General features: G+C 58.1%; 20 protein-coding genes and 1 pseudogene. 16 read left to right on the forward strand and 5 right to left on the reverse strand.

What is annotated here, in order from left to right; translation table 11 throughout:
• The first annotated feature begins 178 nt into the window (after positions 1–178).
• The 6 genes from recC to CJU81_RS16365 all read left to right on the forward strand — a co-directional run bounded on the left by recC (position 179) and on the right by CJU81_RS16365 (position 11970).
• A complete protein-coding gene (gene recC, locus CJU81_RS16340; RefSeq protein ID WP_095037471.1) occupies positions 179–3628 on the forward strand; it encodes an exodeoxyribonuclease V subunit gamma in 3450 nt (1149 codons plus the stop codon).
• A complete protein-coding gene (gene recB / locus CJU81_RS16345) occupies positions 3628–7317 on the forward strand; it encodes an exodeoxyribonuclease V subunit beta (RefSeq protein ID WP_095037472.1) in 3690 nt (1229 codons plus the stop codon). Before recC ends, recB begins: the two co-directional genes overlap by 1 nt.
• On the forward strand, positions 7314–9398 hold the full coding sequence (gene recD, locus CJU81_RS16350) for an exodeoxyribonuclease V subunit alpha (RefSeq protein WP_095037473.1): 2085 nt from the start codon (positions 7314–7316) through the stop codon (positions 9396–9398). The genes recB and recD overlap by 4 nt, the downstream gene beginning before the upstream one ends.
• 216 nt (positions 9399–9614) lie before the next feature.
• A complete protein-coding gene (locus CJU81_RS16355; protein WP_095029725.1) occupies positions 9615–10190 on the forward strand; it encodes a YfiR family protein in 576 nt (191 codons plus the stop codon).
• Complete coding sequence (locus tag CJU81_RS16360) at positions 10187–11458, forward strand: diguanylate cyclase domain-containing protein (protein WP_095037474.1); 1272 nt, start codon at positions 10187–10189, stop codon at positions 11456–11458. Before CJU81_RS16355 ends, CJU81_RS16360 begins: the two co-directional genes overlap by 4 nt.
• Before the next feature lie 8 nt (positions 11459–11466).
• On the forward strand, positions 11467–11970 hold the full coding sequence (locus CJU81_RS16365; RefSeq protein WP_095037475.1) for an OmpA family protein: 504 nt from the start codon (positions 11467–11469) through the stop codon (positions 11968–11970).
• Positions 11971–12090: 120 nt separating this feature from the next.
• Here the strand turns inward: CJU81_RS16365 and CJU81_RS24265 are convergent.
• Positions 12091–12227, reverse strand: a pseudogene (locus CJU81_RS24265) (LysR family transcriptional regulator); the annotation flags it as partial.
• A 206-nt stretch (positions 12228–12433) separates the two neighbouring features.
• Between CJU81_RS24265 and hxsA2 the strand changes: the two are divergent.
• The 4 genes from hxsA2 to hxsC are packed head-to-tail and all read left to right on the forward strand — an operon-like array spanning position 12434 to position 15627.
• Positions 12434–12718, forward strand: coding sequence for a His-Xaa-Ser repeat protein HxsA2 (hxsA2, locus tag CJU81_RS24365; RefSeq protein WP_095037476.1), 285 nt, complete (start codon positions 12434–12436; stop codon positions 12716–12718).
• Positions 12718–13020 carry a His-Xaa-Ser system protein HxsD gene (gene hxsD, locus CJU81_RS16380; RefSeq protein ID WP_095037477.1) on the forward strand — a complete coding sequence of 101 codons (303 nt, stop codon included), beginning with the start codon at positions 12718–12720 and terminating at the stop codon, positions 13018–13020. The genes hxsA2 and hxsD overlap by 1 nt, the downstream gene beginning before the upstream one ends.
• Positions 13013–14470, forward strand: a complete 1458-nt coding sequence (hxsB, locus tag CJU81_RS16385) for a His-Xaa-Ser system radical SAM maturase HxsB (protein WP_095037478.1) — start codon at positions 13013–13015, stop codon at positions 14468–14470. The genes hxsD and hxsB overlap by 8 nt, the downstream gene beginning before the upstream one ends.
• Positions 14464–15627 carry a His-Xaa-Ser system radical SAM maturase HxsC gene (gene hxsC / locus CJU81_RS16390; RefSeq protein WP_095037479.1) on the forward strand — a complete coding sequence of 388 codons (1164 nt, stop codon included), beginning with the start codon at positions 14464–14466 and terminating at the stop codon, positions 15625–15627. Before hxsB ends, hxsC begins: the two co-directional genes overlap by 7 nt.
• A 377-nt stretch (positions 15628–16004) precedes the next feature.
• Here hxsC and CJU81_RS16395 read toward each other — a convergent pair whose 3' ends face one another.
• Positions 16005–16952 (reverse strand): LysR family transcriptional regulator, encoded by a 948-nt coding sequence (locus tag CJU81_RS16395; RefSeq protein WP_095037480.1) that lies wholly within the window; start codon positions 16950–16952, stop codon positions 16005–16007.
• Positions 16953–17066: 114 nt separating this feature from the next.
• Here CJU81_RS16395 and CJU81_RS16400 point away from each other — a divergent pair, with 114 nt between their 5' ends.
• Both CJU81_RS16400 and mmsB read left to right on the forward strand, forming a co-directional pair.
• Entirely contained in the window at positions 17067–18581 is a 1515-nt protein-coding gene (locus tag CJU81_RS16400) for a CoA-acylating methylmalonate-semialdehyde dehydrogenase (protein WP_095037481.1), read from the forward strand.
• A 10-nt stretch (positions 18582–18591) separates the two neighbouring features.
• Positions 18592–19479, forward strand: a complete 888-nt coding sequence (mmsB, locus tag CJU81_RS16405; protein WP_095037482.1) for a 3-hydroxyisobutyrate dehydrogenase — start codon at positions 18592–18594, stop codon at positions 19477–19479.
• Positions 19480–19538: 59 nt separating this feature from the next.
• Here mmsB and CJU81_RS16410 read toward each other — a convergent pair whose 3' ends face one another.
• The 3 genes from CJU81_RS16410 to CJU81_RS16420 form a co-directional block, all read right to left on the reverse strand.
• Entirely contained in the window at positions 19539–19883 is a 345-nt protein-coding gene (locus CJU81_RS16410) for a cupin domain-containing protein (protein WP_016783536.1), read from the reverse strand.
• A gap of 137 nt (positions 19884–20020) precedes the next feature.
• The gene (locus tag CJU81_RS16415) at positions 20021–21424 is read right to left on the reverse strand and encodes an amino acid permease (protein ID WP_095037483.1); all 1404 of its coding nucleotides are present in this window, start codon (positions 21422–21424) and stop codon (positions 20021–20023) included.
• 137 nt (positions 21425–21561) lie between these two features.
• Positions 21562–22443 carry a LysR substrate-binding domain-containing protein gene (locus CJU81_RS16420; RefSeq protein WP_095037484.1) on the reverse strand — a complete coding sequence of 294 codons (882 nt, stop codon included), beginning with the start codon at positions 22441–22443 and terminating at the stop codon, positions 21562–21564.
• A 207-nt stretch (positions 22444–22650) separates the two neighbouring features.
• Between CJU81_RS16420 and CJU81_RS16425 the strand changes: the two genes are divergently transcribed.
• From CJU81_RS16425 to CJU81_RS16440, 4 genes are all read left to right on the forward strand, one after another.
• Positions 22651–23415: a sulfite exporter TauE/SafE family protein gene (locus tag CJU81_RS16425; protein ID WP_095037485.1), complete on the forward strand. Its 765-nt coding sequence runs from the start codon at positions 22651–22653 to the stop codon at positions 23413–23415.
• A gap of 143 nt (positions 23416–23558) precedes the next feature.
• Positions 23559–24149 carry an NAD(P)H-dependent oxidoreductase gene (locus CJU81_RS16430; protein WP_016783532.1) on the forward strand — a complete coding sequence of 197 codons (591 nt, stop codon included), beginning with the start codon at positions 23559–23561 and terminating at the stop codon, positions 24147–24149.
• Positions 24150–24265: 116 nt separating this feature from the next.
• On the forward strand, positions 24266–25177 hold the full coding sequence (locus CJU81_RS16435) for a LysR family transcriptional regulator (RefSeq protein WP_095037486.1): 912 nt from the start codon (positions 24266–24268) through the stop codon (positions 25175–25177).
• A 113-nt stretch (positions 25178–25290) separates the two neighbouring features.
• Positions 25291–26184 carry an NAD-dependent epimerase/dehydratase family protein gene (locus tag CJU81_RS16440; RefSeq protein ID WP_095037487.1) on the forward strand — a complete coding sequence of 298 codons (894 nt, stop codon included), beginning with the start codon at positions 25291–25293 and terminating at the stop codon, positions 26182–26184.
• The last annotated feature ends 59 nt before the right edge of the window (positions 26185–26243 follow it).

Raw genomic sequence — 26243 nt, forward strand, 5'->3', positions numbered from 1 at the left:
GTCATCGTCAAGATTAAATTCCAAACCCCCTGTCTGCTAACGCAGACAGGGGGTTTGTTTTTGCGCCGAGAAAAGTTCGGTGCGTCTCAGTCCTGCTCTCACACCTTGAACTCCACCAATCTGGTCGAGCAATGTTAAGGTTCGCCTTTGGATTTTGCCTTCTCCTAAGGATGCCGTCATGCCGGTTGCTACGTCTCTCAATGCGGGATTTATGGTGGTTCATGGCAACCGCCTGGATGAGTTACGCAACCTGGTCGTCAGCTGGATGCGGCTATATCCACTGGCACCTTTGGAGAACGAAATTGCTCTGGTGCAGAGTAACGGTATCGCCCAATGGCTGAAGCTGGCTCTGGCCGAGGATACCCAGGAGGATGATCTCGGTGGCTGCGGCATCGCGGCAGCCATCGATGTGCAACTCCCGGGCACATTCTTGTGGCAGCTCTATCGACTGGTCTTGGGCAGCGAAGAAATTCCCGCCAAGTCACTGCTCGACAAGGCTCCGCTGACCTGGCGTCTGATGCGCCTGCTTCCAACCCTTATTGATCAGCCGCACTTCGAGCCCCTGCAACGCTTCCTCACTCACGACAGCGACTTGCGCAAACGCTATCAACTGTCGGAACGCCTTGCTGACCTGTTCGACCAATACCAGGTCTACCGTGCTGACTGGCTTGAAGACTGGGCTGCCGGTCGCCATCAACTGCGTAATGCGCGAGGGGAAAGCCCGGCCCTGAGCCCGGCCAATTGCTGGCAGGCGGAGTTGTGGCGTGCACTCCTGCTTGATGTCGGTGAGGAAGGTATGGCCCAAAGCCGTGCCGGTGTTCATCAGCGTTTCATGGACAAGATCGGCAGCCTTGAACAGGCCCCGCCCGGTTTGCCGGCACGGGTAATTGTTTTCGGGATTTCCTCATTGCCCGCGCAAGCACTCGAAGCCCTGGCGGGGCTGGCCCGTTTCAGCCAAGTGCTGCTGTGTGTGCATAACCCCTGTCGCCATCATTGGTCTGACATCGTTGCGGATAAAGATCTGCTGCGTCATCAATACAAACGTCAGGCCCGCAAGAGCGGGATGCCTACTGCCCTTGATCTGGATACCTTGCACCAGCACGCCCACCCCTTGCTCGCAGCATGGGGTAAGCAAGGTCGCGACTACATCAACCTGCTTGATAGCTACGACGACCCCAACAGCTACCGTGCTGCCTTTCGTGATGGCCGAATCGACCTGTTCAGCGAAGTTGAACCTCTCAATCTGCTTAATCAGTTGCAGGACGACATTCTTGAGTTGCGCCCGCTTAACGAAACCCGTGAGCTGTGGCCTGCCATCGACTTAGATAAAGATCATTCAATCCGTTTTCACATTGCCCACAGTGCGCAACGTGAAGTAGAGATCCTTCACGACCAGTTACTTGCTCGATTTAGCGAAAACCCTCAGTTGCAGCCTCGCGATGTGATTGTGATGGTGCCCGATGTCGACAGCTACGCGCCGCATATCCGGGCCGTCTTTGGTCAAATTGAGCGCGACGATCGCCGTTTTATTCCTTACACCCTGGCCGACCAGGGCCAGCGCGGCCGTGACCCGTTATTGATTGCTCTTGAACACCTGCTCAAGTTGCCTGACAGCCGTTTCCCGGTCAGTGAAATTCTCGACTTGCTGGATGTGCCTTCGCTACGCGCACGCTTCAACGTGCAAGAGCGCGACCTGCCAACCCTGCATCGCTGGATTGAAGGCGCGGGCATTCGCTGGGGATTGAACGCTGAACAACGCGCAGGCCTTGGCCTGCCGCAGCAGCTTGAACAAAACAGTTGGCGTTTCGGCTTGCGCCGCATGTTGCTCGGGTATGCCGTAGGCAGTGGTGAGGCCTGCGATGGCATTGAGCCCTACGACGAGATCGGCGGTCTGGATGCTGTACTGATCGGCCCGCTGGTGGCTTTGCTCGATGCGCTGGAAATTGCCCATCAGGAGCTTTCGCAACCGGCGCTGCCGCAGCAGTGGGGCGTGCGTCTGCAAGCCTTGGTTCAGCTGTTTTTCCAGGCTGAAACCGAGCACGACGATTACCTGTTGGCCCAGCTTGAAGAACTGCGCGAAACCTGGCTCGAAACCTGTGAACTGGTGGGCCTGCAAGATGAGTTACCGCTGACCGTAGTACGCGAAGCCTGGTTAACCGGGCTTGATCAAGGCAAGTTGTCACAACGCTTCCTGGCCGGGGCGGTTAACTTCTGCACCCTGATGCCGATGCGGGCCATCCCCTTCAAGCTGGTATGCCTGCTGGGCATGAACGACGGTGACTACCCGCGGGCACAGCCACCGCTGGACTTCGACCTGATGGGCAGTGACTATCGTCCGGGTGACCGTTCCCGCCGCGAAGATGACCGTTATCTGTTACTCGAAGCGCTGCTTTCGGCACGTGATCAGCTCTATATCAGCTGGGTAGGGCGCAGTATTCGCGACAATAGCGAGCGCCCTGCCTGCGTGCTGATTGGCCAGTTACGTGACCACCTTGCCAGTGGCTGGCACCTGGAGGGCGGTGCAGATCTGCTGCAAGCCATGACCCAAGAGCATCCGCTGCAACCTTTCAGTACCCGCTACTTTCATCAAGGCAACACCAATCTGTTCAGCTATGCCCGTGAATGGCAGCGACTGCACGCGCCGCAGCCAGAGCCGACGCAACCCAGCTCGCTGGCTGAGCACGTTCAGGAAGAACCACTAAACCTGACGCAACTTCAGGACTTTTTGCGTAACCCTGTACGTCACTTCTTTAGCCAACGTTTGAAAGTGTTCTTCGAGGCCGCCGAAGTCCCACTGGCCGATGAAGAGCCTTTCGTGCTGGATGCATTGCAACGCTACACCCTGAGTCACAGTTTGCTCGAAGCCGCACTGGCGCAGCCCGATCAGCTTGAAAGCGCCTTGCACAACCGCGCCCAACGTCTGCAGGGCAGCGGCTTGTTGCCTATGGCCGGGTTTGGTGAATGTCTGCAACACGAACTGATCGAGCCCTTGCCCGATGTACTGCAACGCTATCAGCAGCTCCTGGCCCTCTGGCCAGTGCCGCTAAACAATGCACTGCCCGTCAGTTTTGAAGATCACGGCCTGACGCTGGAAGGCTGGCTCGGCAATCTGCACCAACGCAGTGACCAAGGCCTGCTGTCCATCACCACCATTCCCAATAGTATTGGTGCGATTAAAACCCGCAAATGGCACCGTTTGACCCGGCCGTGGGTCAACCATCTGGCCGCGTGCGCCAGTGGCCTGCACATGACCACCGCGCTGGTGGCCAGCGATGACACCTTGCTGCTCGAACCACTGGATACCAAGCAGGCTCGTGAGATTCTGGGCAACTTGTTGGTGGCCTGGAAAGTCGGCATGAGTCACCCGCTGCCAATTGCTGTGAAAACCGCTTTCGCCTGGTTGGCACAGACTGACCCGGGCAAGGCCGTAGCCGCTGCACAAAAGGCTTACGAAGGTGACGGCCAGACCAGTGATGGAGAGCGCCGCGAAAGCGCAGCACTGGCCCGCCAGTTCCCTGACTACGCGGCCTTGATGGCCAGCAACGAATTTGAAGAGTGGTGCGATGCCCTCTATCGACCCCTTTTTGATGCGCCTTGGCGCTCATTGAACAGCGAGGCATCCCGCTAATGAGCGAGCAAACATTACCGTTGGCCCTGGCATTTCCCCTACGCGGTAGCCAGTTGATCGAAGCCAGTGCCGGCACCGGCAAAACCTTCACTATCTCTGCGCTCTACCTTCGTTTGATTCTGGGGCATGGGGGTGAAGCGTCTGGTTTTGGCCGTGAATTATTACCACCGCAAATTCTTGTAGTGACCTTTACCGACGCAGCCACCAAAGAACTGCGCGACCGCATCCGCACTCGTCTGGCTGAAGCCGCGCGGTATTTTCGCAGCGAGATAGATGCCCCGGATGCACTGGTCGAGCAACTGCGCGATCAGTTTGCCCCGGAGCACTGGGCCGCTTGCGCCGGGCGTCTTGATATCGCCGCGCAATGGATGGACGAGGCCGCTGTTTCGACCATCCACAGTTGGTGCCAGCGCATGTTGCGCGAGCATGCTTTTGACAGTGGCAGCCTGTTTACCCAGACCCTGGAAACCGACCACAGCGATTTGCTGGGTGAAGTGCTGCGTGACTACTGGCGGTTGTTTTGCTACCCCATGCAGGGCGACGCGCTGAACTGGGTGCGTGCCAACTGGAGTGGTCCCGCTGCCTTGCTACCACGGGTTCGGGCCCTGTTTGGCACTTCACGCCAACCGGCCAATGCAGAGCTGAGCCCGGCGCAAATGATCGAAGCCTGCTTGCAGGAGCGCCGCGAGGCGTTGTCGCAGCTCAAAACGCCTTGGCTGCAATGGGCACAAGAGCTGCGCGAAATCTGCCTGCAAGGGGTGGCCACTAAAGCCGTCGACGGTCGGAAAATGCAGGCCCGCTATTTCGAGCCCTGGTTTGAAAAGCTCAGCGCATGGGCTGCGGATGAAACCCAGGAGCAACTCGACCTTGGCACTGGTTTTACGCGACTGACCCCTGACGGCATGGCCGAAGCCTGGAAGAGCACGGCACCACAGCATCCTGGGCTGGACGCGATGTACGGCCTCAAGGCCGCGCTCGATGCTTTGCCTACCCCGGACGCCGCGGTACTGCAACATGCGGCAAACTGGGTGAGTGTGCGTTTTGAGGAAGAGAAGCGCCGCCGTGCCGAAATGGGTTTTGACGACATGCTGCTGCGTCTGGACGCGGCGTTGCAGGCTGAAGGCGGCGAACGCCTGGCAAGCCTGATTCGCGAGCAGTTCCCGGTGGCGCTGATCGATGAATTCCAGGACACCGATCCTGTTCAATACCGCATCTTCGAAACCATCTACCGTATCGAAGACAATAGCCCCGACACCGGCCTGTTCCTGATCGGTGACCCGAAGCAGGCGATCTATGCCTTCCGCGGAGCGGACATCTACACCTACCTGCGCGCCCGGCACGCCACCAATGGCCGCTTGCACACGCTGGACACCAACTTCCGCTCCAGCCACGCGATGGTCGAAGCCGTAAACCACGTATTTGAGCGTGCCGAGCAGCGTGAAACCGGGCGCGGTGCCTTCCTGTTCCGCCAGGGTGCTGAAAATCCGGTGCCCTTTGTGTCGGTCAAGGCCCAGGGACGCAAAGAAGTCCTGCTACTGGATGGCGTACCGGGCAAGGCATTGACCCTCTGGCAATTGCCCTCCGAGCAGCCGGTCTCGGGTGTGGTTTATCGCCAGCAACTGGCTGCGACGTGTGCCAGCCAGATTGTCGAGTTGCTCAATGGTGGCCAACAAGGTCGCTGCGGCTTTGCCAGGGACGGCGAACCGTTACGCGGTGTATTGCCTGCCGACATCGCAATTCTGGTTCGGGACGGTAAGGAAGCGCAGGCGGTTCGACGAGAGTTGTCGACGCGGGGTGTACGTAGCGTTTACCTGTCAGATAAGGATTCGGTCTACGCCGCTCAGGAAGCGCACGATGTTCTGGCCTGGCTCAAGGCCTGCGCCGAACCTGACGTAGAGCGTCCACTGCGTGCTGCACTGGCTTGCATCACCCTGGATCTGCCACTGATAGAGCTGGAGCGTCTGAATCAGGACGAGCTTGCGTGGGAAAAACGCGTTATGCAGTTCCGCGGTTACCGCGAAACCTGGCGCAAGCAAGGGGTGCTCGCCATGTTGCGCCGCTTGCTGCACGATTTTGAACTGCCCCAGGCGCTGATTGCCCGCCCTGATGGTGAGCGCGTACTGACCAACGTCTTGCACCTGTCCGAATTGTTGCAACAAGCCGCAGCCGAACTGGACGGTGAGCAAGCGTTGATCCGCCATTTGGCCGAGCACCTGGCCTTGTCGGGGCAGGCGGGTGAAGAGCAGATCCTGCGCCTGGAAAGTGATGAACAACTGGTCAAAGTGGTGACCATCCACAAATCCAAGGGGCTGGAATATCCCTTGGTGTTCTTGCCGTTTATCTGCTCGACCAAACCTGTGGATGGCAGCCGTTTGCCCCTGCATTTTCACGATGCTGCCGGCAACGCCCAAGTGAGTTTGAAGCCGACGCCAGAGCTGATCGCCCAGGCCGATGACGAGCGTCTGGCCGAAGACCTGCGCCTGCTTTATGTGGCCCTGACCCGTGCCCGGCATGCGTGCTGGCTGGGTGTTGCCGACCTTAAGCGGGGCAACAACAACCGCTCTGTGCTGCACCTTTCAGCCCTGGGGTACTTGCTGGGTGGCGGAGCGATGCTGGCCGAGTCGGCGGGTTTGCAAAGCTGGTTGGCAGAGCTGCAGCATAATTGCCCCGGTATACAGTGCTTGCCTGTGCCTGCCGCGGACGATGCGCATTTTTACCCGCCGCTCAATCAGGCCACCTTGCTTGAGCCGCTGGTGCCGAGCCGGCGTGCTGCCGAAAACTGGTGGATTGCTTCCTACAGTGCATTGCGTATTGGTGACAGTCTCAGCCCCGCTGAAGCACCGGAAAGCGCCCTGGCGCAAAAGCTCTCGGACGATGAACGACTCGACCCGGATGCGCCGCGGGATGTGTTACTCAGCGGCGGCGATATCCATCGCTTTCCCCGTGGGCCGAATCCCGGGACCTTTCTCCACGGTCTACTCGAATGGGCCGGCAGTGAAGGTTTCAAGGCTGATCCGTTGTCGATCAAGGACGCCGTGGCGCGCCGCTGTAACCGGCGCGGCTGGCAAGGCTGGATCGAGACCCTGAGTGACTGGTTGCAGCATCTGCAAGATGAACCGCTGCGTCTGAATAATGGCCAACCCGCTGTGGTATTGAGCGAGCTGAGCCAGTACCAGATTGAAATGGAATTCTGGTTTGCCAGCCATAAGGTCGATGTTGTGCAGATGGACAAACTGGTACGTCAGCATACCCACGGCGGTGCGCCGCGTGCGGGGGCTGAGCCGAGCCTGTTGAATGGCATGTTCAAGGGCTTTATCGACCTGACCTTCGAGCATCAGGGGCGTTATTACGTGGCGGACTACAAATCGAACTGGCTGGGCGCGGATGATTCGGCCTACACCGAACAGGCGATGACCGCCTCGATTCTGGATAACCGCTATGACCTGCAGTACGTCCTGTATCTGCTGGCCCTGCACCGTCAGCTCAAGGCGCGGCTACCCGGCTATGACTACGACCAGCACATGGGCGGCGCGCTGTATCTGTTTTTGCGCGGCACGCGCTCCCAGGGGCAGGGGGTATTCTTCACCCGGCCACCCAGACTATTGATCGAGAGCCTGGACCTGATGTTCCAGGGCAAACCGCTGCCGAAAACAGTTGAACCGGCGTGGGAACAGGGAGTGTTGTTATGAGTCGTTCGTTTGCCGAATTGTTGCCTACGCCGTTGACGGCCGAAAGCCTGGCCCTGTTGCAACCGTTGAGCCGTGCCGAGGATTTGTTGCTGTTGCTTGAACGTTGGGTTGAGCGTGGCTGGTTGCGCGCGCTGGACAAAGCCTTCGTGGCTTTCCTGCACGAGCGCGACCCTCAGGGTGATCCGCTGGTGCTGCTGGCCGCGGCCTTGACCAGCCATCAACTGGGCCACGGGCATGTATGTCTGGATTTGTTTGAAACCCTGAAAGAGCCTGATTTCGCGCTCTCTTTGCCCCCCGAAGGCGATGTGCAAACCGGCGCCATGCTGCTGCCTTCGCAACTGCTTGAGGCGCTGGATGGCGATGCCTGGTGCAAGGCCTTGCAAACCAGTTCATTGGTCGAACATGCCGGGCTGTCGTCAGCGGATGCGGCCAGTCGACCATTGGTGCTAAGTGAGCGGCGTCTGTATTTACGGCGTTACTGGGCTTATGAGCGTCGAATCGACAGCGCTTTGCGCCAGCGTCTGGCAGAGGCTGAAGCCACCCCCACGGATTTGCCCGCACGCTTGAACGGCCTGTTCGGCAGCCCGGCACAGAATGCGCCGATTGACTGGCAAAAACTGGCGTGTGCATTGGCTACACGCGGTGCTTTCAGCATCGTCACTGGCGGCCCCGGCACCGGTAAAACCACCACCGTGGTGCGTTTGCTGGCGTTGCTGCAAGCCCCGGCGGTAGAGGCGGGCGCGCCCTTGCGCATTCGCCTGGCAGCGCCGACCGGCAAAGCAGCCGCCCGGCTGACCGAGTCCATCAGTTTGCAGGTCAAATCGCTGGAAGTAGACGACAAGGTTCGGCAAAAAATCCCCAGTGACGTGACCACTGTTCACCGTCTGCTTGGCAGTCGGCCCGGCACGCGTCACTTCCGTCATCACGCGGGCAATCGCTTGCCGCTGGATGTGTTGGTGGTGGATGAAGCGTCGATGATTGACCTGGAAATGATGGCCAATTTGCTCGATGCCTTGCCTGCCCACGCACGGTTGGTGCTGCTGGGTGACAAGGATCAGTTGGCGTCGGTTGAAGCCGGTGCCGTATTGGGGGATTTGTGTCGGGATGCCGAGGCGGGTTGGTATACCCCACAAACCCGTAGCTGGCTGGAGCAGGTCAGTGGTGAAAACCTCAGCGCCAGCGACTTGCAGCAAGACCTGGACGGTACGCACCCGCTGGCCCAGCAAGTGGTGATGCTGCGTCATTCGCGGCGCTTTGGTGAGGGCAGCGGTATTGGCCAGCTGTCGCGGCTGGTCAACCAGCAACAGCCTCGCGAGGCACGGGCCTTACTGGCGGCAGGCAGCCATGCCGATCTTTTCGCATTGCCCCTCAAGGGGGAGCAGGATCGGAGTTTTGAGCGTCTGGCACTGGAAGGGCGAGGCACTGAGGCCAAAGGCTATCGGCATTACCTCGAAGTGTTGCGTGAGCAGCGCCCTGACGCTGAAGCGGAACTGCAAGCCCCTTGTTGGGCAGCCTGGGCGGGCAGCGTACTGCAAGCATTTGAGGCTTTCCAGGTGCTCTGCGCGGTGCGCAAAGGGCCGTGGGGTGTCGAAGGCCTGAATGAGCGCATCACCCGCGCTTTGTTTGCTCGCAAGCTGATTGACGGCGACCAGCAGTGGTACGAAGGCCGTCCGGTGCTGATGACTCGCAATGATTACGGGCTGGGGCTGATGAACGGCGATATTGGCATCGCCCTCAAGCTTCCCGAGGCTGATGGTCAGGCCCGGCGTCATGTATTGCGGGTGGCGTTTGCGCGTAATGACGGGCAGGGCGGTATCCGTTTTGTACTGCCCAGCCGGCTCAATGATGTTGAAACGGTCTATGCGATGACGGTACACAAATCCCAGGGCTCGGAGTTTTCCCACACGGCGCTGGTGTTGCCCGAAGCACTCAACCCGGTGTTGACCAAAGAGTTGATCTATACCGGTATCACCCGGGCCAAACATTGGTTCAGTCTGGTAGAACCGCGTGCCGGGGTTTTTGAAGAGGCCGTACAGCGTAAGGTCAAGCGCCTGAGCGGGTTGATGCTGGGGCTGGGGTAGCCGAAGTCTTGGTCCTGATCTGGGTGCGTGTCTGTGGGAGCGGGCTTGCTCGCGATGGCATCACCGAGGTTTTTCAGGCAGACCGTGCCGTCTGTATCGCAGGCAAGCCCGCTCCCACAAGAAATGGCACGCCCAATGTGACCTGTATCACAGTTAATACACTGGGCGTGCTATCGTTACGACACTATTCCTATAAAGATCTCAGAGAAATCCCGCATGGACGTGGCCGTCTCATCGGCTGAACAGCACTTTGGATGGCGGCTGCGACTGCTTTCACTTTGTCTGTTTTTGCTGAGCGCTCCTTGCCTGGCTCAACCTGAAGTGCCCATTAACCTGGCTGATCAGCGCGCCAAGGCTGTGACCCAGGTTGTACTTGGCATCCTCAGTTATGCGCGCTGGCCCACCGAGCCCGCGCAATTGCAGCTGTGTGTGATCGGTCCGACCGAATACACCGATGATTTGCTCAAGGGGGCTACCCAATCCAGTGGCCGGCCGGTGCAGGTGCGTCGCGTGCTGGTCAGTGATCCGGGCATAGCCGGCAACTGCAACGCGGTGTATCTGGGCAAGCTCAGCGCTGCCGAGCGCAGCGGACTTTTTACCGGACTTAATTCCAAAGCGGTGCTGAGCATCAGCGAAGACGGTGATCAATGCACCGTGGGCAGCCTGTTTTGCCTGCATGTGCGTGATGAGCAAGTGTCGTTCGAGGTCAACCTCGACTCCGTAGCCCGCAGCGGTGTACGTATTCACCCCAGCGTGTTGCAACTGTCACGCCGTCGGGCGGCGCAGCCATGATCACTTCCAGAGCCCCCAAAAACCGGCGCCGATTGCGCTCGGTGTTGCGCCGTGGGCATCTGGGGGTGGCACTGGTGGCAGTAACACTGGCCAGCGCCTCCATGACCCTGCTGGGCGTGCTGGCACTCAAGGTTTATGCCGATCACAACCTGCACCTGATTGCCCGCTCAATCAACTACACCGTGGAAGCGGCCGTGGTGTTTGACGACCCCGGGGCGGCAACTGAGGCACTGGCCTTGATCGCCTCAACCGAAGCGGTCGCCGAGGCGCGGGTCTACACCGCCGATGGTGATTTGCTCGCGCAATGGCAACGGCCCGAAAACGGTCTGTTGTCGAGGGTCGAAATGCTCTTGGCCGACAGTTTGCTGGAGCAGCCGATCACGGTGCCAATCCTGCATCAAGGGCGCGAAGTTGGCCGCGTGGTCCTGCGTGGGCATGGCGCCAATATGCTGCGCTTTTTGCTTAGCGGCCTGCTTGGCGTAGTACTGTGTACCGCGCTCAGTGCCTGGAGCGCGCTGTACCTTTCGCGCCGGCTGCTGGGCGGGATTACCGGGCCGTTGCAGCAACTGGCGCAAGTGGCCCACGCCGCCCGCCGCGAACGCGCGTTTGATCGTCGCGTGCCGCCTGCGCATATTGCCGAGCTGGATAGCCTGAGCAACGACTTCAATGCCTTGCTCGACGAGCTGGAGTCGTGGCAAAGCCACCTGCAAAACGAAAATGAAACCCTGGCCCACCAGGCCAGCCACGACTCGCTGACCAACCTGCCCAATCGTGCCTATTTTGAAACGCGGCTGACGCGCACCCTGCGCTCGCTCAACAAAACCCGGGACAAGGCCGCCGTGCTGTTTCTCGACAGTGACCGGTTCAAGGGCATCAATGACGCCTACGGCCATGCCGCCGGTGACGCGGTGCTGGTCGCCGTGGCCACGCGCATCCGTGCGCAACTGCGTGAAGACGACGTGGTGGCGCGCCTGGGCGGTGACGAATTTGCGATTTTGCTGACCCCGCTGCACAAAATCGAAGACGCCCAGCGCATTGCGGACAAGATCATCGCCAGCATGCTTGAGCCGATTCTGTTGCCGGGGCAGGTGTGCGTCGTGACCTCGCTCAGCATTGGCATCGCGGTCTATCCCGAACATGGTACAAGCGCCCAGGAGCTGCTTAGTGCAGCGGACTCGGCGATGTACCAGGCAAAACGCCTCGACCGGGGCGGGCAACATGTAGCGGAGTCGGAGCACCCCGCAAACACCGTAATTACCAGGAGCTAACCCCCAAAATGCGTGCATTGACCCAGCGTTATCTGCAGTTTTTCAGCGTTGCCTTGTTGTTGGCCGCGTTGTCGTTGACCGGCTGCCAGACTGCCCCGCCAAAGGGGCTGACCCCGGCGCAGATTGCGGTATTGAAGGAGCAGGGCTTTGAGTTGACTGAAGAGGGCTGGGCGTTCGGCCTGTCGGGCAAAGTACTGTTTGGCAGCGACCTTGAAGTGCTCAACGCGCAAAGCCAGGAAATCGTCGAGCGCATCGGTACCGCCCTGCTGGGTGCAGATATCCAGCGCGTACGGGTCGATGGCCACACCGATTCTTCCGGCAAGGAGTCCTACAACGAACAACTGTCCGTGCGCCGTGCCAACAGTGTGGTCAAGGCCCTGACCAAAGTCGGCATGCGCCCGGACAATATCCAGATCCGCGGGTTGGGCAGCCGCGAGCCGGTAGCCAGCAACAACACCCGCGCCGGGCGTACGGAAAACCGCCGTGTGTCGATTGTGGTGATTGCCGACTAGAGATTCGTACTTCCCCCCCTTTTTGTGGGGGCGGGCTTGCTCGCGATAGCATCACCGCGATCATTCAGGCAGACCGCGGTGTCTGTATCGCGAGCAAGCCCGCTCCCACAGGGTTTGGGGTCAGTCCACAAACCTCATGCCCCGGGTCTCACCCAGCAATAGCGGCGCATTCAGTTCCGTCACTTCGCGGATGTAATCCCACAACAGGTAATCCGCTTGAGTTTGCCCAGGTCCTCGCGGTAGTACAACCAGAGCTGGAAGGCGCGAAAGGTTAATACAATCAATGAAGCGCCTTGGTTTTTATCGACTTATAGCCCATTGCTTCAAGCCGTCAGAATTGAGCAGGGGGTCGTCTGTCGGACTGTGATGAGTAAAAGGCCATTAGTTGATTTCAAATTGATATCATTGGTGCGCGTCACCGGCACTCAACAGATAATCAATACATCGATAGGGATATCCCACAATGAAAAAGCGCTCCTTTCTGGTTCCCCTGGCCACTCTGGCCGCAGCCGTAGCTACAGAGCAGGCTTGCGCTCTATCTACTTATGAGCCTGTCGAGCCCAACTCGGAAGCAAAGAACACATTTCAAGCTGTAGTTCAAAGCGAGAACCTTTTGGTTCGCGGTGGTAACGATCTGTTCGCCTTTGTTCTCAAGCGCGGGGATCAGGGACAGATGATGGCTTCCCACAGCTCCCATAGCTCCCACTCCTCGCACAGTTCCCACAGCTCCCACTATTCGGGTCGATAATGAATTTCTCTCATAAGCTCGTTTTTGATGAGCGACTTTATGATGCGCAGGTTTTGCAGAAAGCTGCTTATCGATCGATCAATGTCCTGACGGTTGATATCACGCCCGATGGGGGGCAGTTTGTCTGCGCTTTATCATCGAATCTCGGTGTTGACGAGCAGTCCTTTCTGTTTGCCGTCCAAGAGTTCAAGAAGGATGCGCTAGATTATCAACTGCGCCACCGACTGGCAGTTGAGACGCAACCGATCAAGAACCTGATACTCGGACTAGCCTTTTCAAAAACCGGACTGATTAGTGAGTAAATTCCAAAAGCTGGAGTTCTACGCGCAGCAACGTCCCTACGAGTTACTGCCCTTTAAATTCGACCGTCTGAATGACAGCGAGTACGTCATTACCAACATGGCCGGCGAATTTCATGTAATACCAGTGCCGATGCTTGAACCGATCATTAGCAAGACACTTCCACTTTCATCAGAGTTGATCCCTACTCTTCGATCCAAGCAGTTTATTCGCTTCACCAATGAGCAAACGCCACTGCAACTCCTGGCACTCAAGATTCGCACGCGATTGTCCAGGCTGGCCGAGTTTACCAATTTGCATATCTTTGTAGTGACTCTTCGGTGCGACCATAGCTGTCCGTACTGCCAGGTTTCAAGGCAGTCGGAAAGCAAAGGCGAATTCGACATGACCACAGAGATGGCGGACAAGTCACTGGACTTCGCCTTTAGGTCTCCCAATCCAGCTATCAAAATTGAATTTCAGGGTGGCGAGCCGCTGTTGAACTTCGAGATGGTGAGGTACGTTGTTCTTGAGGCCAAAAAACGTAATGTCAGAGAAGGGCGTGACCTACAGTTCGTCATTGCTACCACGCTTTCGCTATTGAGCGATGATGTGCTCGACTTCTGTAAGCAGCACAACATCGCTCTGTCATCTTCGCTCGACGGGCCAATGGATCTGCATAATGCAAATCGCCCGCGACCAGGCCGAGATAGTCATCAGCGTTTCGAGGAAGGCTTGCAGAAAGCCCGTGCAGCCCTCGGCTATGACCAAGTGTCAGCCCTGATGACAACCACAGATAAGAGCTTGCCACGAGCGCGCGACATCATTGATGAGTACTTGCGCTTGGGCTTTGATGGCATCTTCCTCCGTACGCTCTCCCCATACGGCTTTGCGATCAAGACCAAAAAATTCATGTCGTATGATACGGAGCGCTGGCTAGAATTTTACAAGGAAGGTCTTGAGTATATCCTTGAGCTAAACAAGGCCGGCATACGATTTGTAGAGCAGTACTCTTCACTCGTAGTGACAAAAATGCTGACATCAGGCGACCCTGGGTTTGTTGACTTGATGAACCCTGCCGGTGCTGGTATCGCAGCCATCGTGTTCAACTACGACGGATCGGTCTACGCCTCAGATGAAAGCCGTATGCTTGCCGAAATGGGTGATCATACGTTCCGTCTGGGTAACATTCTTGAGCACTCATATGAGGAGATCATCCTCTCTGATCAGCTTTTGGATGCACTGGAGAACTCTTTCACCTTAAGCGCTCCAATGTGCTCTGACTGTGCGTTTGAACCTTACTGTGGAGCTGAGCCCGTCTACCATCACGCCATACACAAGGACGTGGTAGCAAGAAAACCTGAGTCATCTTTCTGTAAGCGAAATATGGCGATTTTCAAACATCTCATTGAGCTGATGGAAAGTGATGAGCAAATAAGACGGATTTTTATGGGTTGGGCTAACAGATGTTGAAACTCGGCGGAAAGATTATCCGTATTCATGCGGTTGATGTTCATAGGGATCTCACGCTGCTTAAGGTGTCGACTCGCCGGAGTTTGCCTGAAGTCTTGCGACGGGAAATAGCCTACTTTATTTCCGATCAGGAGATCCCCCGAGGATTCGCGCACTACCTTCTACTAGAGAAACATCGACATTTGGTTGAGGTACTGCCTTCCGACTCGGATTACTCGATCCTGCCGAATGAATACAGCTACATTGGTGATGGTGACGTTATTCGGCTTTCAGCTGATCGACAGAGCATTAGCGTTCTTTTTCGAGCGTCGTCGCAGCACAACAGCATACTGGTTACCGAGCAGTGTAATCATTACTGTCTTATGTGTTCACAACCGCCAAAGGCAGCTGATGACTCGTGGATACTTGACGAAATCGAGAGCTTGATTCCGCTTATTCCAAGAGATACTCGCGAGTTGGGTTTTACTGGGGGCGAGCCGACAACCAATCGGGAGCGCTTCCTTAAAATCATCAGCCTGACCAAAAGTTATCTGCCGAGAACCGCAATCCACATTCTCTCGAACGGGCGCAGTTTTAAAGATCCAGCGTTCGCTGAAAAGTATGCGCAGATTGAGTTGCTCGATGCGATGATCGGAATCCCTGTTTATTCAGACGATCCGACGCTGCATGACTACATCGTCCAGGCTCAAGGCGCATTCGACGAAACCATTCAGGGCATTCTCAATCTGAAGCGCTTGGGCCAGAAAGTTGAGATCCGTGTGGTCATTCACAAGTTATCGGTGCAGCGCCTGCCTGAACTGTGTGAGTTCATCGCACGTAATCTGCTGTTTGTTGATCATGTGGCGCTGATGGGCCTTGAGATGATGGGCTTCACCAGGGCCAATCTCGATGAGCTTTGGATCGACCCAGTTGAGTACAAAGACACGCTCAGCAAATCGGTTGGAATTCTGGCCAAGTACGGCATGAATATCTCGGTCTATAACCATCAGCTGTGCTTAGTGAATTCAGACATCCAGCCCTACTACCGTAAATCAATCAGCGACTGGAAGAATGAGTACGCGCCTGAGTGCCAGAGCTGTACAAAACAGCGAGAATGCGGGGGGTTTTTCGCATCAGGTGTTAAATTTGGCTACAGCAAGCACTTAGCCCCATTCTGACTTTGCTTCGAATCTGTAGGCCGCACAATGTCCTCGATGCAAGCATCTGGCTTACTCGTGGTATTTGCGTAGGCAATTTTAGGCATGCTTTGGCGGTGACGGCGATGGGGCTACGGACCATTTCCCCACCCGCGCTCCAACTGCCAGAAAAATCGACTTCGAATAACGTTCGCCACATGACAATTCCAACTCAGGTGACAGATTGGGCACCCGTGCAGGTGTCCAGCCGATGCCCACATGGGGTTCTTATTGCGGCTGTGTGCGCCACCGTAAGAGACAGTTTCGACTGTCTGCTCCTGTATCAGTCCTGTCACAAATCGTTGCCAAGGGCACACAGGCCATTGTTAGGATGGGCCTCCCTTTCTCCCTGTAAATTCTCAGTCCACAAACCTCATGCCCCGGGTCTCACCCAGCAATAGCGGCGCATTCAGTTCCGTCACTTCGCGGATGTAATCCCAGAGCAAGGTGATGCGTTTCAACTTCCTCAGATCTTCACGACAGTACATCCAGAACTGCCGCGTCAGATTGACCTCATTCGGCAACACCGGCAGCAAGCGCGGATCCTGAGCGGCCAGAAAGCACGGCAAAATCGCCAGAGAACGGCCCTGCTGCGCCGCCACAAATTGTGCAATCACACTGGTGCTGCGCAGGTTGGCGCTGGCGCCGGGCAGCACGTTGGCCAGGTACAGCAGCTCCGAGCTGAACGCCAGATCGTCCACATAGCTGATAAAGGTGTGCTCGGCCAAATCCGCCGCCCGGTGGATCGGCGGGTGCTGGTCCAGATATTCCTGGGTGGCATACAGCTGCAAGCGGTAGTCACACAGCTTGCAACACACATAAGGCCCGTGCTCCGGGCGCTCCAGGGCGATCACGATATCGGCTTCGCGCTTGGACAGACTTATAAAGTGCGGCAGCGGCAGGATGTCCACCGAAATGGCCGGGTAGGCATCGACAAAATGGCTGAGCTGGGGGGTGACAAAAAAGCTCCCGAACCCCTCGGTGCAGCCCATGCGCACATGCCCCGACAACGCCACGCCCGACCCCGACACCTGCTCGCAGGCCATGTGCAGCGTGCTTTCGATCGACTCGGCATAGCCCAGCAAACGCTGGCCTTCACTGGTCAGGGTGAAGCCGTTGGTGCGCGACTTTTCAAACAGCAACGTACCGAGGGCAGCCTCCAGCGAGCTGATGCGCCGCGACACGGTGGTGTAGTCCACCGCCAGGCGTTTGGCCGCGCTGCTGGCTTTGCGGGTGCGGGCCACCTCGAGAAAAAACTTCAGGTCGTCCCAGTTCAATGCACTTAGCGATGTGATGTTTTTTTGCATGTTTGACCGGCTTTTATGTGCGTTCTTATTAGAAGAACGCACACCTATACTCCAAAAACAGTCCTGCGACCAATCTGGACGCCCGTACTCACAAGAATAATTCCGGAGACTTCCATGAGCGTTTCTAACACCCCGTATCAAAACGCCCGCTTATTGATTGATGGCGAATGGGTCGAGTCGCAGACCACCGAGTGGCACGACATCGTCAACCCGGCCACTCAGCAAGTGCTGGCTAAAGTGCCATTTGCCACCGCCTCGGAAGTCGACGCCGCCATTGCCAGTGCCCAGCGCGCCTTCCAGACCTGGAAGCTGACGCCCATTGGCGCGCGCATGCGCATCATGCTCAAGCTGCAGGCGCTGATTCGTGAGCACTCCAAACGCATCGCCACCGTCCTCAGTGCTGAACAAGGCAAAACCATTGCCGACGCCGAGGGCGATATTTTCCGTGGCCTGGAAGTAGTCGAGCATGCGTGCTCTATCGGCACCTTGCAGATGGGCGAATTCGCAGAAAACGTAGCGGGTGGGGTGGATACCTACACCTTGCGCCAACCAATCGGCGTTTGCGCCGGGATCACGCCGTTCAACTTCCCGGCCATGATTCCGCTATGGATGTTCCCGATGGCGATTGCCTGCGGTAATACCTTCGTTCTGAAGCCATCCGAGCAAGACCCGCTGTCGACCTTGATGCTGGTCGAGCTGGCGCTGGAAGCCGGCGTACCGCCAGGCGTGCTCAACGTCGTACACGGCGGCAAGGATGTGGTCGATGCGCTGTGCACCCACACCGATATCAAGGCGGTTTCGTTTGTTGGCTCAACCGCCGTCGGTACCCATGTGTATGACCTGGCGGGCCGTCACGGCAAACGTGTGCAATCGATGATGGGCGCGAAAAACCACGCCGTGGTCCTGCCCGATGCCAACCGTCAGCAAACCCTCAACGCGCTGGTCGGTGCCGGCTTTGGTGCGGCCGGGCAACGCTGTATGGCTACCTCGGTGGTGGTACTGGTGGGGGCGGCGAAAAAATGGCTGCCGGATCTCAAGGCGCTGGCGCAAAACCTCAAGGTCAACGCCGGCAGCGAGGCGGGTACCGATGTAGGTCCGGTGATCTCCAAACGTGCGAAAGAGCGGGTGCTGGGGTTGATCGAAAGCGGCATCAAGGAAGGCGCAGTGCTTGAACTTGACGGCCGCAACATCAAAGTCCCGGGTTTCGAACAAGGCAACTTTATCGGTCCGACCCTGTTTTCAGGCGTGACCACCGATATGCAAATCTACACCCAGGAAATTTTCGGTCCTGTGCTGGTGGTGATTGAGGTCGATACCCTCGACCAGGCCATTGCACTGGTCAACGCCAACCCGTTTGGCAACGGTACCGGCCTGTTTACCCAAAGCGGCGCTGCAGCACGCAAGTTCCAGACTGAAATCGATGTGGGCCAGGTGGGTATCAATATTCCGATCCCGGTGCCTGTGCCGTTCTTCAGCTTTACCGGCTCCCGTGGCTCGAAACTCGGCGATCTTGGCCCGTACGGCAAGCAAGTGGTGCAGTTCTATACTCAAACCAAGACCGTCACCAGTCGCTGGTTCGACGATGACAGCGTGAACGATGGCGTCAACACAACCATCAATCTTCGTTGAGGGCACCCGTATGAATATCGCATTTATCGGCCTGGGCAATATGGGCGCACCGATGGCGCGCAATCTGCTCAAGGCCGGGCATTCGTTGAACCTGTTTGACCTGAACCAAAGCATCCTCGCTGAGCTGGCCGCCTTGGGTGGCCATATCAGCACCTCACCTCGGGAGGCCGCCCAAGGCACTGAACTGGTGATCACCATGCTCCCGGCCGCTGCCCATGTGCGCAGCGTGTGGCTGGGTGAGGACGGCGTGCTGGCCGGCATCGGCGCCGGTGTACCCGCCGTGGATTGCAGCACCATCGACCCTCAGACCGCCCGCGATGTCGCTGCTGCAGCCGCCAAACAGGGCGTGCAGATGGCCGATGCGCCGGTGTCCGGCGGTACCGGCGGCGCGCAGGCGGGCACCCTGACCTTTATGGTCGGCGCTTCCCAGGCGCTGTTCGACACCCTGCACCCTGTACTCGAACAAATGGGCCGCAACATCGTCCATTGCGGGGATGTGGGCACCGGCCAAGTGGCTAAAATCTGCAACAACCTGCTGCTTGGGATCTCCATGGTCGGCGTCAGCGAGGCCATGGCCCTGGGGGCTGCACTGGGTATCGACAGCGAAGTACTGGCCGGGGTGATCAACAGCTCCACCGGGCGCTGCTGGAGCTCGGAGGTGTACAACCCGTGGCCGGGCATCGTCGAGACGGCCCCTTCATCACGCGGCTATACCGGCGGGTTTGGTGCCGAGCTGATGCTCAAGGATCTGGGGCTGGCCACCGAGGCCGCACGTCAGGCCCACCAGCCTGTGGTGATGGGCGCCGTGGCGCAACAGCTGTATCAGGCCATGAGCCTGCGCGGCGAAGGCGGCAAGGACTTCTCGGCCATCATCAACAGCTATCGTAAACCTCAGTAACGGGTCGTTTTACCGGGAGCCCGCGTCGGGCGGGCTCCCGGTTTTTTGCGTGATTTCATTCAGGCAAAAACGAAATACTTGCGCACGGTTTCCACCACTTCCCATGTGCCTTTCATGCCCGGCTCTACCACAAAGATATCCCCGGCCCGCAGATGGATCGGTTCTTTGCCCTCTGGGGTGATGATGCAATAGCCTTCACGGAAATCGCAGTATTCCCACTTCACATACTCCACATACCACTTGCCGGGCGTGCAAATCCACGTGCCCATGATCTTGCTGCCGTCTTCGCTGGTGTAGGCGTTGAGGTTGACGGTATGGGGGTCGCCCTCGAGTTTTTCCCATTTGCAGGCATCGAGCACGGGCAGGGGATGGGTGTCGCGAAGCACGGTGATTGGCGCAGACATAAGACCTCCGGTGATGGGTTATCGAACCTCACCCTAACCGCAGCGTTACTCTGACAGATGCCTGGTTCCGACCCCCAGATGCGCAAAAGCCCCGGTACTGTTTTCAGTACCGGGGCTTTTTTGTAACAGCCAAATGCTTAGTGCGAGTTGGCCAGAGCCTTGCCAGTGCGCAGGCGCACCACATAGAAACCGTAGATGATCAGCAGCCACACCGGAATCGCATACACCGACGCGCGAACGTCGGGGATCATCCAGATCACCGAAACGATCACCGCCATGAATACCAGACACAGGATATTGCTGAACGGGAACCAGAATGCCTTGAACGAAGGCGTCACGCCCTGTACCGCCATCGCCTTGCGGAACTTGATATGAGTGAGGCTGATCAGCGCCCAGTTGATCATCAGCGAGGCAACCACCAGCGCGAACAGCAGCTCCAGGGCCTTGTGCGGGGCCACATAGTTGACCACCACACACAGCAGCGTCACCAGTGCCGACACACCCAGTGCGCGCAACGGCACGCCGTTTTTGGTCAGTTTCATCAGCGCTTTGGGCGCATCACCCTGCTCGGCCAGGCCGAACAGCATGCGGCTGTTGCAATATACGCCGCTGTTGTACACCGACAGCGCGGCGGTCAGCACCACAAAGTTGAGGATTTGCGCGGCGGTATCACTGCCGATCAGGGCAAAGATCTGCACAAACGGGCTGCTGCCGTAGGCATCGCCGCCGGCGCCCAGGGTCACCAGCAACTGGTCCCACGGGTACAGGGCCAACAGCACCGTCAGTGCGCCCACATAGAAAATCAGAATCCGGTACACCACCTGGTTGATGGCCTTGGGAATGACCTTTTTCGGCTCGCTGGCTTCAGCGGCGGTGATACCCACCAGCTCCAGGCCACCGAAGGAAAACATGATAAAGGCCATGGCCATCAGCAAGCCCATGCCACCATTGGGGAAGAACCCGCCATGGCTCCACAGGTTGCTGATCGACGCCTGCGGGCCGCCGGTGCCGCTAAACAGCAGGTAGCAACCCAGTACGATCATGCCGACAATCGCCACCACCTTGATAATGGCAAACCAGAACTCCATTTCGCCGAACACTTTGACGTTCAGGGTATTGATCAAGTTGACCAGTACAAAGAACACCACGGCGCTGACCCAGGTTGGCACCTCGGGCCACCAGAACTGGATGTACTTGCCCACGGCCGTCAGTTCGGCCATGCCCACCAGCACATACAGCACCCAATAGTTCCAGCCCGACAGAAACCCCGCATAGCCGCCCCAGTACTTGTGGGCAAAGTGGCTGAAGGAGCCGGCCACCGGCTCTTCGACGATCATTTCACCGAGTTGGCGCATGATCAGGAATGCGATAAAGCCGGCGATCGCATAGCCAAGAATCATCGACGGCCCGGCCGACTTGAGCACACCCGCCGACCCCAGAAACAGGCCCGTACCGATAGCGCCGCCCAAGGCAATCAGCTGGATGTGGCGATTTTTCAAACCGCGTTTAAGTGTGACCGGGGGGGAGTTAGCGTCAGCCATCGGGTGCCCTGTGAGTTGTTATTCTCAAAACTGGATAAAAATACCCGCGGCCAAAGGTGCCCCGGGTTTCGCAAGCCCCGGATCTTACTCTTGGTAAAAACTAAGGCATACAGGCTGATAGCAAACGGCGACTATTCTTACAAGCTTAACGCTTCCAGCAATGCCACTGCATAGGCTGGCAATTGCGCAAACGAGCGGGCACACAACAGCAATTTGCGGTCAGCCCAGGGCTCGCTCAAGTTCATCACTTTAAACGTGCGCGGCGCCTGCCAGCGTTCGATAGTGGCCCTGGGCACAATCCCCAGCCCGGCGCCCCGGGCGACCATGCGCAGCACTGCGTCAAAACCTTCGGCGCGAATCCGCACCTGCATGCGTACACCCACATGCAACGCCTGCTCTTCCAGATACACCGCCAACGCGCTGTTGGCCGATAACCCGACGTAGTCATGGCTCAGGGTGTCGCTGAACGAGAGCTGCGGCGAGTGAGCCAGCGGGTGGTCGAGGGGCATGACCAGCACCAGTGGGTCATCGCGAAACGGCCGGGTTTGCAAGTCACGGGTGTCGACCGCGCTGGAGATCACGCCGATATCGGCTGCATCCAGGCGCAACGCGTGGGTAATGCGCAGGCTGGTGAGTTCTTGTTGATCGACGCTGATAGTGGGGTGCTGGCGCACAAAGTCGGCGAGCAACTCGGGCAGGTATTCGGTGAGGGCAGCGGTGTTGCACATCAGGCGCACACGGCCTTTGAAGCCTTGGGCGTACTCGCTGAGGTCGTGATTCATGCGCTCGACCTGCTGCAAGAGCAGCCGCGCGTGCTGTGCCAGCGCTTGCCCGGCAGGGGTAGGGCTGATGCCACGGCGCGTACGCTGCAAAAAAGCCACGCCCAGCGATGCCTCCATCGCCCTGATCCGCGCACTGGCAGCAGGCAGCGACAAATGGCTGAGGCTGGCGCCGGCAGTGATATTGCCTGCCTGCAGCACATTCAAATACAGACGCAGGTCAACCAGATCGAAGTGCATGAAAAGTCCTTACCCCTAGGGCGGGCGTGTTGTGGGAGCGGGCTTGCTCGCGATGGTATCGCTGCGGTCATTCAGGTAGAACGAGTCGCCTGAATCGCGAGCAAGCCCGCTCCCACAAGGGGTTTGTGTCCAGACTATCGCTTGGCAAGAGGCTGGCTCTGTATATGGCGCATTTTCAGGCGCTGGCCCATGCCCCAGCATAGGCCCATGAAAACACTTGTCGAGTTTTACCAACACCTGGGCTGGGCCTTGTCACTGCTGGTGATTATGACCTTTTTGCTGGCCGGTACGGTCAAGGGCGTCATTGGCCTTGGCCTGCCGACTGTCGCCATGGGTATGCTCGGGCTGGCTATTGCTCCGGCGCAGGCTGCGGCTCTGCTGATTATCCCGTCCATCGTGACCAACGCCTGGCAACTGGCCGCAGGCGGCCAGTTGCTGACGCTGGTCAAACGCCTGTGGCCCATGCAGTTGGGGATTTTTATCGGCACCGCGTTAGGCATGCTCTGGCTCAGTATCGACGGCGGTAGCTGGGTGGTACGAGCGCTGGGCGCGGCCCTGTTGCTTTATGCCCTCAGCGGGTTGTTCCTGCCCACCCTGCGCGTCGCCCCACAACGGGAACCCTGGCTGGGCCCGGTGTGCGGGCTGATCACCGGGGTCATCACCTCGGCCACCGGGGTGTTTGTGATCCCTGCCGTGCCCTATCTGCAATCCCTGGGCCTGAGCAAAAACCAATTGGTGCAGGCCTTGGGTTTGTCCTTCAGCGTCTCCACATTAGCCCTGGCCGCGGGGCTGTACTGGCGCGGCAACCTGGCTGGTGCTGAGCTCAATGCCTCATTGCTGGCGCTATTGCCCGCCATGCTCGGCATGTGGCTGGGGCAATGGTTGCGCCAGCGCATCAGCGCCTTGCTGTTTAAACGGGTGTTTTTTAGTGGCATGGCGCTGCTGGGTACTCACTTGCTAATCAACAATTGACAATAGATTCGTGCTTTAGCAGCAAAGGTGATTTGACCCATCACGGGTTTTTCTCATGGGAGGGCAACGATATTCTGCCGACATGTTTTTGAACCCCCCTGTCGCTCAACAGCGCTGAGGGTTTAACCCCCTGGAGGCTGATGATGAAAAAAATACTCTTGCTTAACGGTGCGAAAAAATTCGCCCACTCCGATGGTCGCTACAACCTGACCATGCACGACACTGCGCTGGCGTTTTTTGATCGTCAGGGTTTTGAAGTCAAAGTGACCCATATCGACGAAGGCTACGATATCGCCGAAGAGGTGGAAAAATTTCTCTGGGCTGACGTCATCATCTACCAAATGCCGGGCTGGTGGATGGGCGCGCCATGGATCGTTAAAAAGTACATGGATGAAGTATTCACCGAGGGTCACGGCAAACTCTACGCCAGTGACGGCCGCACCCGTTCCGACGCTTCGCAGCGCTACGGCAGCGGCGGCCTGATTCAAGGCAAGCAGTACATGCTGTCGCTGACCTGGAACGCACCTCAGCAGGCGTTCGATGACCCGGCCGACTTCTTTGAAGGCAAGGGCGTGGACGCGGTGTACTTCCCGTTCCATAAAGCGAATGAGTTTTTGGGCATGACCGGCCTGCCGACCTTTTTGTGTGTTGACGTGATGAAGCGTCCGCAGCCAGAGGTCGATGCCGCCCGTTACGAGCAGCATCTGGCAGAGGTGTTTGGCCTCAAGGCATAAGCGACGCCGGGGTGGGCGCGGGCTTGCTCGCGATGCAGGCAGCTCGGTTGTTATGACGAACCGCGGTGATACCATCGCGAGCAAGCCCGCTCCCACACGTAGATAAGGTCGACCGCGTGAAAGCCAGATCAGATGAGCTGCAAATCTTTGTTTCGGTGATCGAGTGCGGCTCGATTTCCGCTGCCGCCGAGCAGGCCGGGCAAACGCCGTCAGCCGTGAGCCGCACGCTTTCACGCCTGGAGGCCAAGCTCGAAACCACGCTGATCAACCGCACCACCCGGCGTATGGATCTGACCGAGGAAGGCAAGTTCTTCTTCGAACGGGCCAAGTTGATCCTTGAGCAGATGGACGAGCTGGAAGAGCGCCTGATCTCGCACCAGCGCACCCCCTCCGGGCGCTTGCGCATCAACGCCGCCGCGCCGTTTGTGCTGCATGCCATCGTGCCGTATATCCCCGAGTTCCGCGCCCTTTACCCCGAGATTCAGCTGGAACTCAACAGCAACGATCTGATTATCGACCTGCTGGAACAAAGCACCGATATTGCCATTCGTATCGGCACCCTGGCCGACTCCACCCTGCATGCCCGCTCCCTGGGGTGCAGCCCGCTGAATATCCTCGCCAGTCCGGACTACATCGCCGCCCACGGCATGCCCACAAATGTTGCAGATTTGGCCCACCACACTCTGATCGGTTTTACCCAGAACGATGGCCTCAACCAGTGGCCGCTGCGTTATGCTCAGGGTGACCGCTGGCCCATCCAGCCTGCCATCAGCGCCTCCAGCGGTGAAACTGTGCGCCATCTGGCGCTGCAAGGGCAGGGCATTGCTTGCCTGTCGCACTTCATGACCCACGAAGATATCAGCACCGGGCGCCTGTGCGTGGTGCTGGGCGAGTTCAACAGCGGCTATCGCCAGCCGATCCATGCCGTGTATTACCGCAACTCGCAGCTGGCGCTGCGCATCCAGTGCTTTCTGGACTTTATCCAGGCCAAGCTGGCGGGATATGCGGGGCCTTGTTTCAGGGAGTAATCCGAGGCTTATTCGTGATCTGCACGCAAGATTGAATTGGCCTGCCACGGGTTTTTCCACGGCCATGACTCTTCGATACTGGCGCCATTACTTACTCATACGGGAGTCATGGCATGAATGTTTTCGTAACCGGCGCAGCAGGTTTTATCGGTGGCTCGATTGCCACGGCACTGGTAAAGGCCGGTCATCAGGTCACCGGTCTGGTGCGTAGTACCGGGCAAGAACAGCAGATGCTCGCCCTGGGCATTACCCCGGTCATTGGCACCCTGAATGACAGCGCCTTGCTTGCCGCTCAGGCGCGCCAGGCCGATGCTGTCATCAATGCCGCCAGCAGCGACCACCGTGGTGGCGTCGAAGCCTTGCTCGATGCCCTGCGTGGCAGCGGCAAAGTGTTCTTGCACACCAGCGGTTCAAGCATTGTGGGCGATGCATCGGGCGGCAAGGCCAGCGACATCATTTATGATGAAGGCCAACTGCCTGAACCGACCGTGGACAAGGCCGCGCGGGTGGCCATCGACAACCTGATTCTCGCTGCGGCGCAGGATAACGTGCGCTCGGCGGTGATCTGCAACACCCTGATCTACGGTCACAGCCTGGGCGTCAACCGCGACAGCGTGCAGTTGCCGCGTCTGCTCAAACAAGCGCGTAAAAGCGGTGTGGTACGCCATGTAGGCACAGGCCAGAATATCTGGTCCAACGTGCATATCGAAGACGTGGTGGCGTTGTACCTGCTGGCACTTGCGAAAACCCCGGCGGGTACCTTCTATTTTGTTGAAAGCGGCGAAGCGGCCTTTGCCGACATGAGCAACGCCATTGCTCAAGCCCTGGACCTGGGGCAAGCCCACGACTGGCCATTGGCCGATGCCGAAGCCGAGTGGGGCTATGAAATGGCCAACTACGGTTTGGGTTCCAACAGCCGCGTGCGGGGCAAAAACGCCCGTGAACTGCTGGGCTGGGCACCCAAGCGCAACAGTGTGGTGCAGTGGATCAAGGATGAAATGTTGTAAGGCCTCCTACTGCATTTATGTGCGGCGCCTACACATAAAGCACACGCCTGACCCCTGTG

The sequence above is a fragment of the Pseudomonas fragi genome (assembly GCF_002269505.1).
GTDB lineage: Bacteria > Pseudomonadota > Gammaproteobacteria > Pseudomonadales > Pseudomonadaceae > Aquipseudomonas > Aquipseudomonas fragi_D.

Bases quoted from the DNA above. Each gene is read 5' to 3' on its own strand.
- recC (WP_095037471.1), top strand. From the start codon at position 179: ATGCCGGTTGCTACGTCTCTCAATGCGGGATTTATGGTGGTTCATGGC.
- recB (WP_095037472.1), top strand. From the start codon at position 3,628: ATGAGCGAGCAAACATTACCGTTGGCCCTGGCATTTCCCCTACGCGGT.
- recD (WP_095037473.1), top strand. From the start codon at position 7,314: ATGAGTCGTTCGTTTGCCGAATTGTTGCCTACGCCGTTGACGGCCGAA.
- CJU81_RS16355 (WP_095029725.1), top strand. From the start codon at position 9,615: ATGGACGTGGCCGTCTCATCGGCTGAACAGCACTTTGGATGGCGGCTG.
- CJU81_RS16360 (WP_095037474.1), top strand. From the start codon at position 10,187: ATGATCACTTCCAGAGCCCCCAAAAACCGGCGCCGATTGCGCTCGGTG.
- CJU81_RS16365 (WP_095037475.1), top strand. From the start codon at position 11,467: ATGCGTGCATTGACCCAGCGTTATCTGCAGTTTTTCAGCGTTGCCTTG.
- hxsA2 (WP_095037476.1), top strand. From the start codon at position 12,434: ATGAAAAAGCGCTCCTTTCTGGTTCCCCTGGCCACTCTGGCCGCAGCC.
- hxsD (WP_095037477.1), top strand. From the start codon at position 12,718: ATGAATTTCTCTCATAAGCTCGTTTTTGATGAGCGACTTTATGATGCG.
- hxsC (WP_095037479.1), top strand. From the start codon at position 14,464: ATGTTGAAACTCGGCGGAAAGATTATCCGTATTCATGCGGTTGATGTT.
- CJU81_RS16395 (WP_095037480.1), bottom strand. From the start codon at position 16,952: ATGCAAAAAAACATCACATCGCTAAGTGCATTGAACTGGGACGACCTG.
- CJU81_RS16400 (WP_095037481.1), top strand. From the start codon at position 17,067: ATGAGCGTTTCTAACACCCCGTATCAAAACGCCCGCTTATTGATTGAT.
- mmsB (WP_095037482.1), top strand. From the start codon at position 18,592: ATGAATATCGCATTTATCGGCCTGGGCAATATGGGCGCACCGATGGCG.
- CJU81_RS16410 (WP_016783536.1), bottom strand. From the start codon at position 19,883: ATGTCTGCGCCAATCACCGTGCTTCGCGACACCCATCCCCTGCCCGTG.
- CJU81_RS16415 (WP_095037483.1), bottom strand. From the start codon at position 21,424: ATGGCTGACGCTAACTCCCCCCCGGTCACACTTAAACGCGGTTTGAAA.
- CJU81_RS16420 (WP_095037484.1), bottom strand. From the start codon at position 22,443: ATGCACTTCGATCTGGTTGACCTGCGTCTGTATTTGAATGTGCTGCAG.
- CJU81_RS16425 (WP_095037485.1), top strand. From the start codon at position 22,651: ATGAAAACACTTGTCGAGTTTTACCAACACCTGGGCTGGGCCTTGTCA.
- CJU81_RS16430 (WP_016783532.1), top strand. From the start codon at position 23,559: ATGAAAAAAATACTCTTGCTTAACGGTGCGAAAAAATTCGCCCACTCC.
- CJU81_RS16440 (WP_095037487.1), top strand. From the start codon at position 25,291: ATGAATGTTTTCGTAACCGGCGCAGCAGGTTTTATCGGTGGCTCGATT.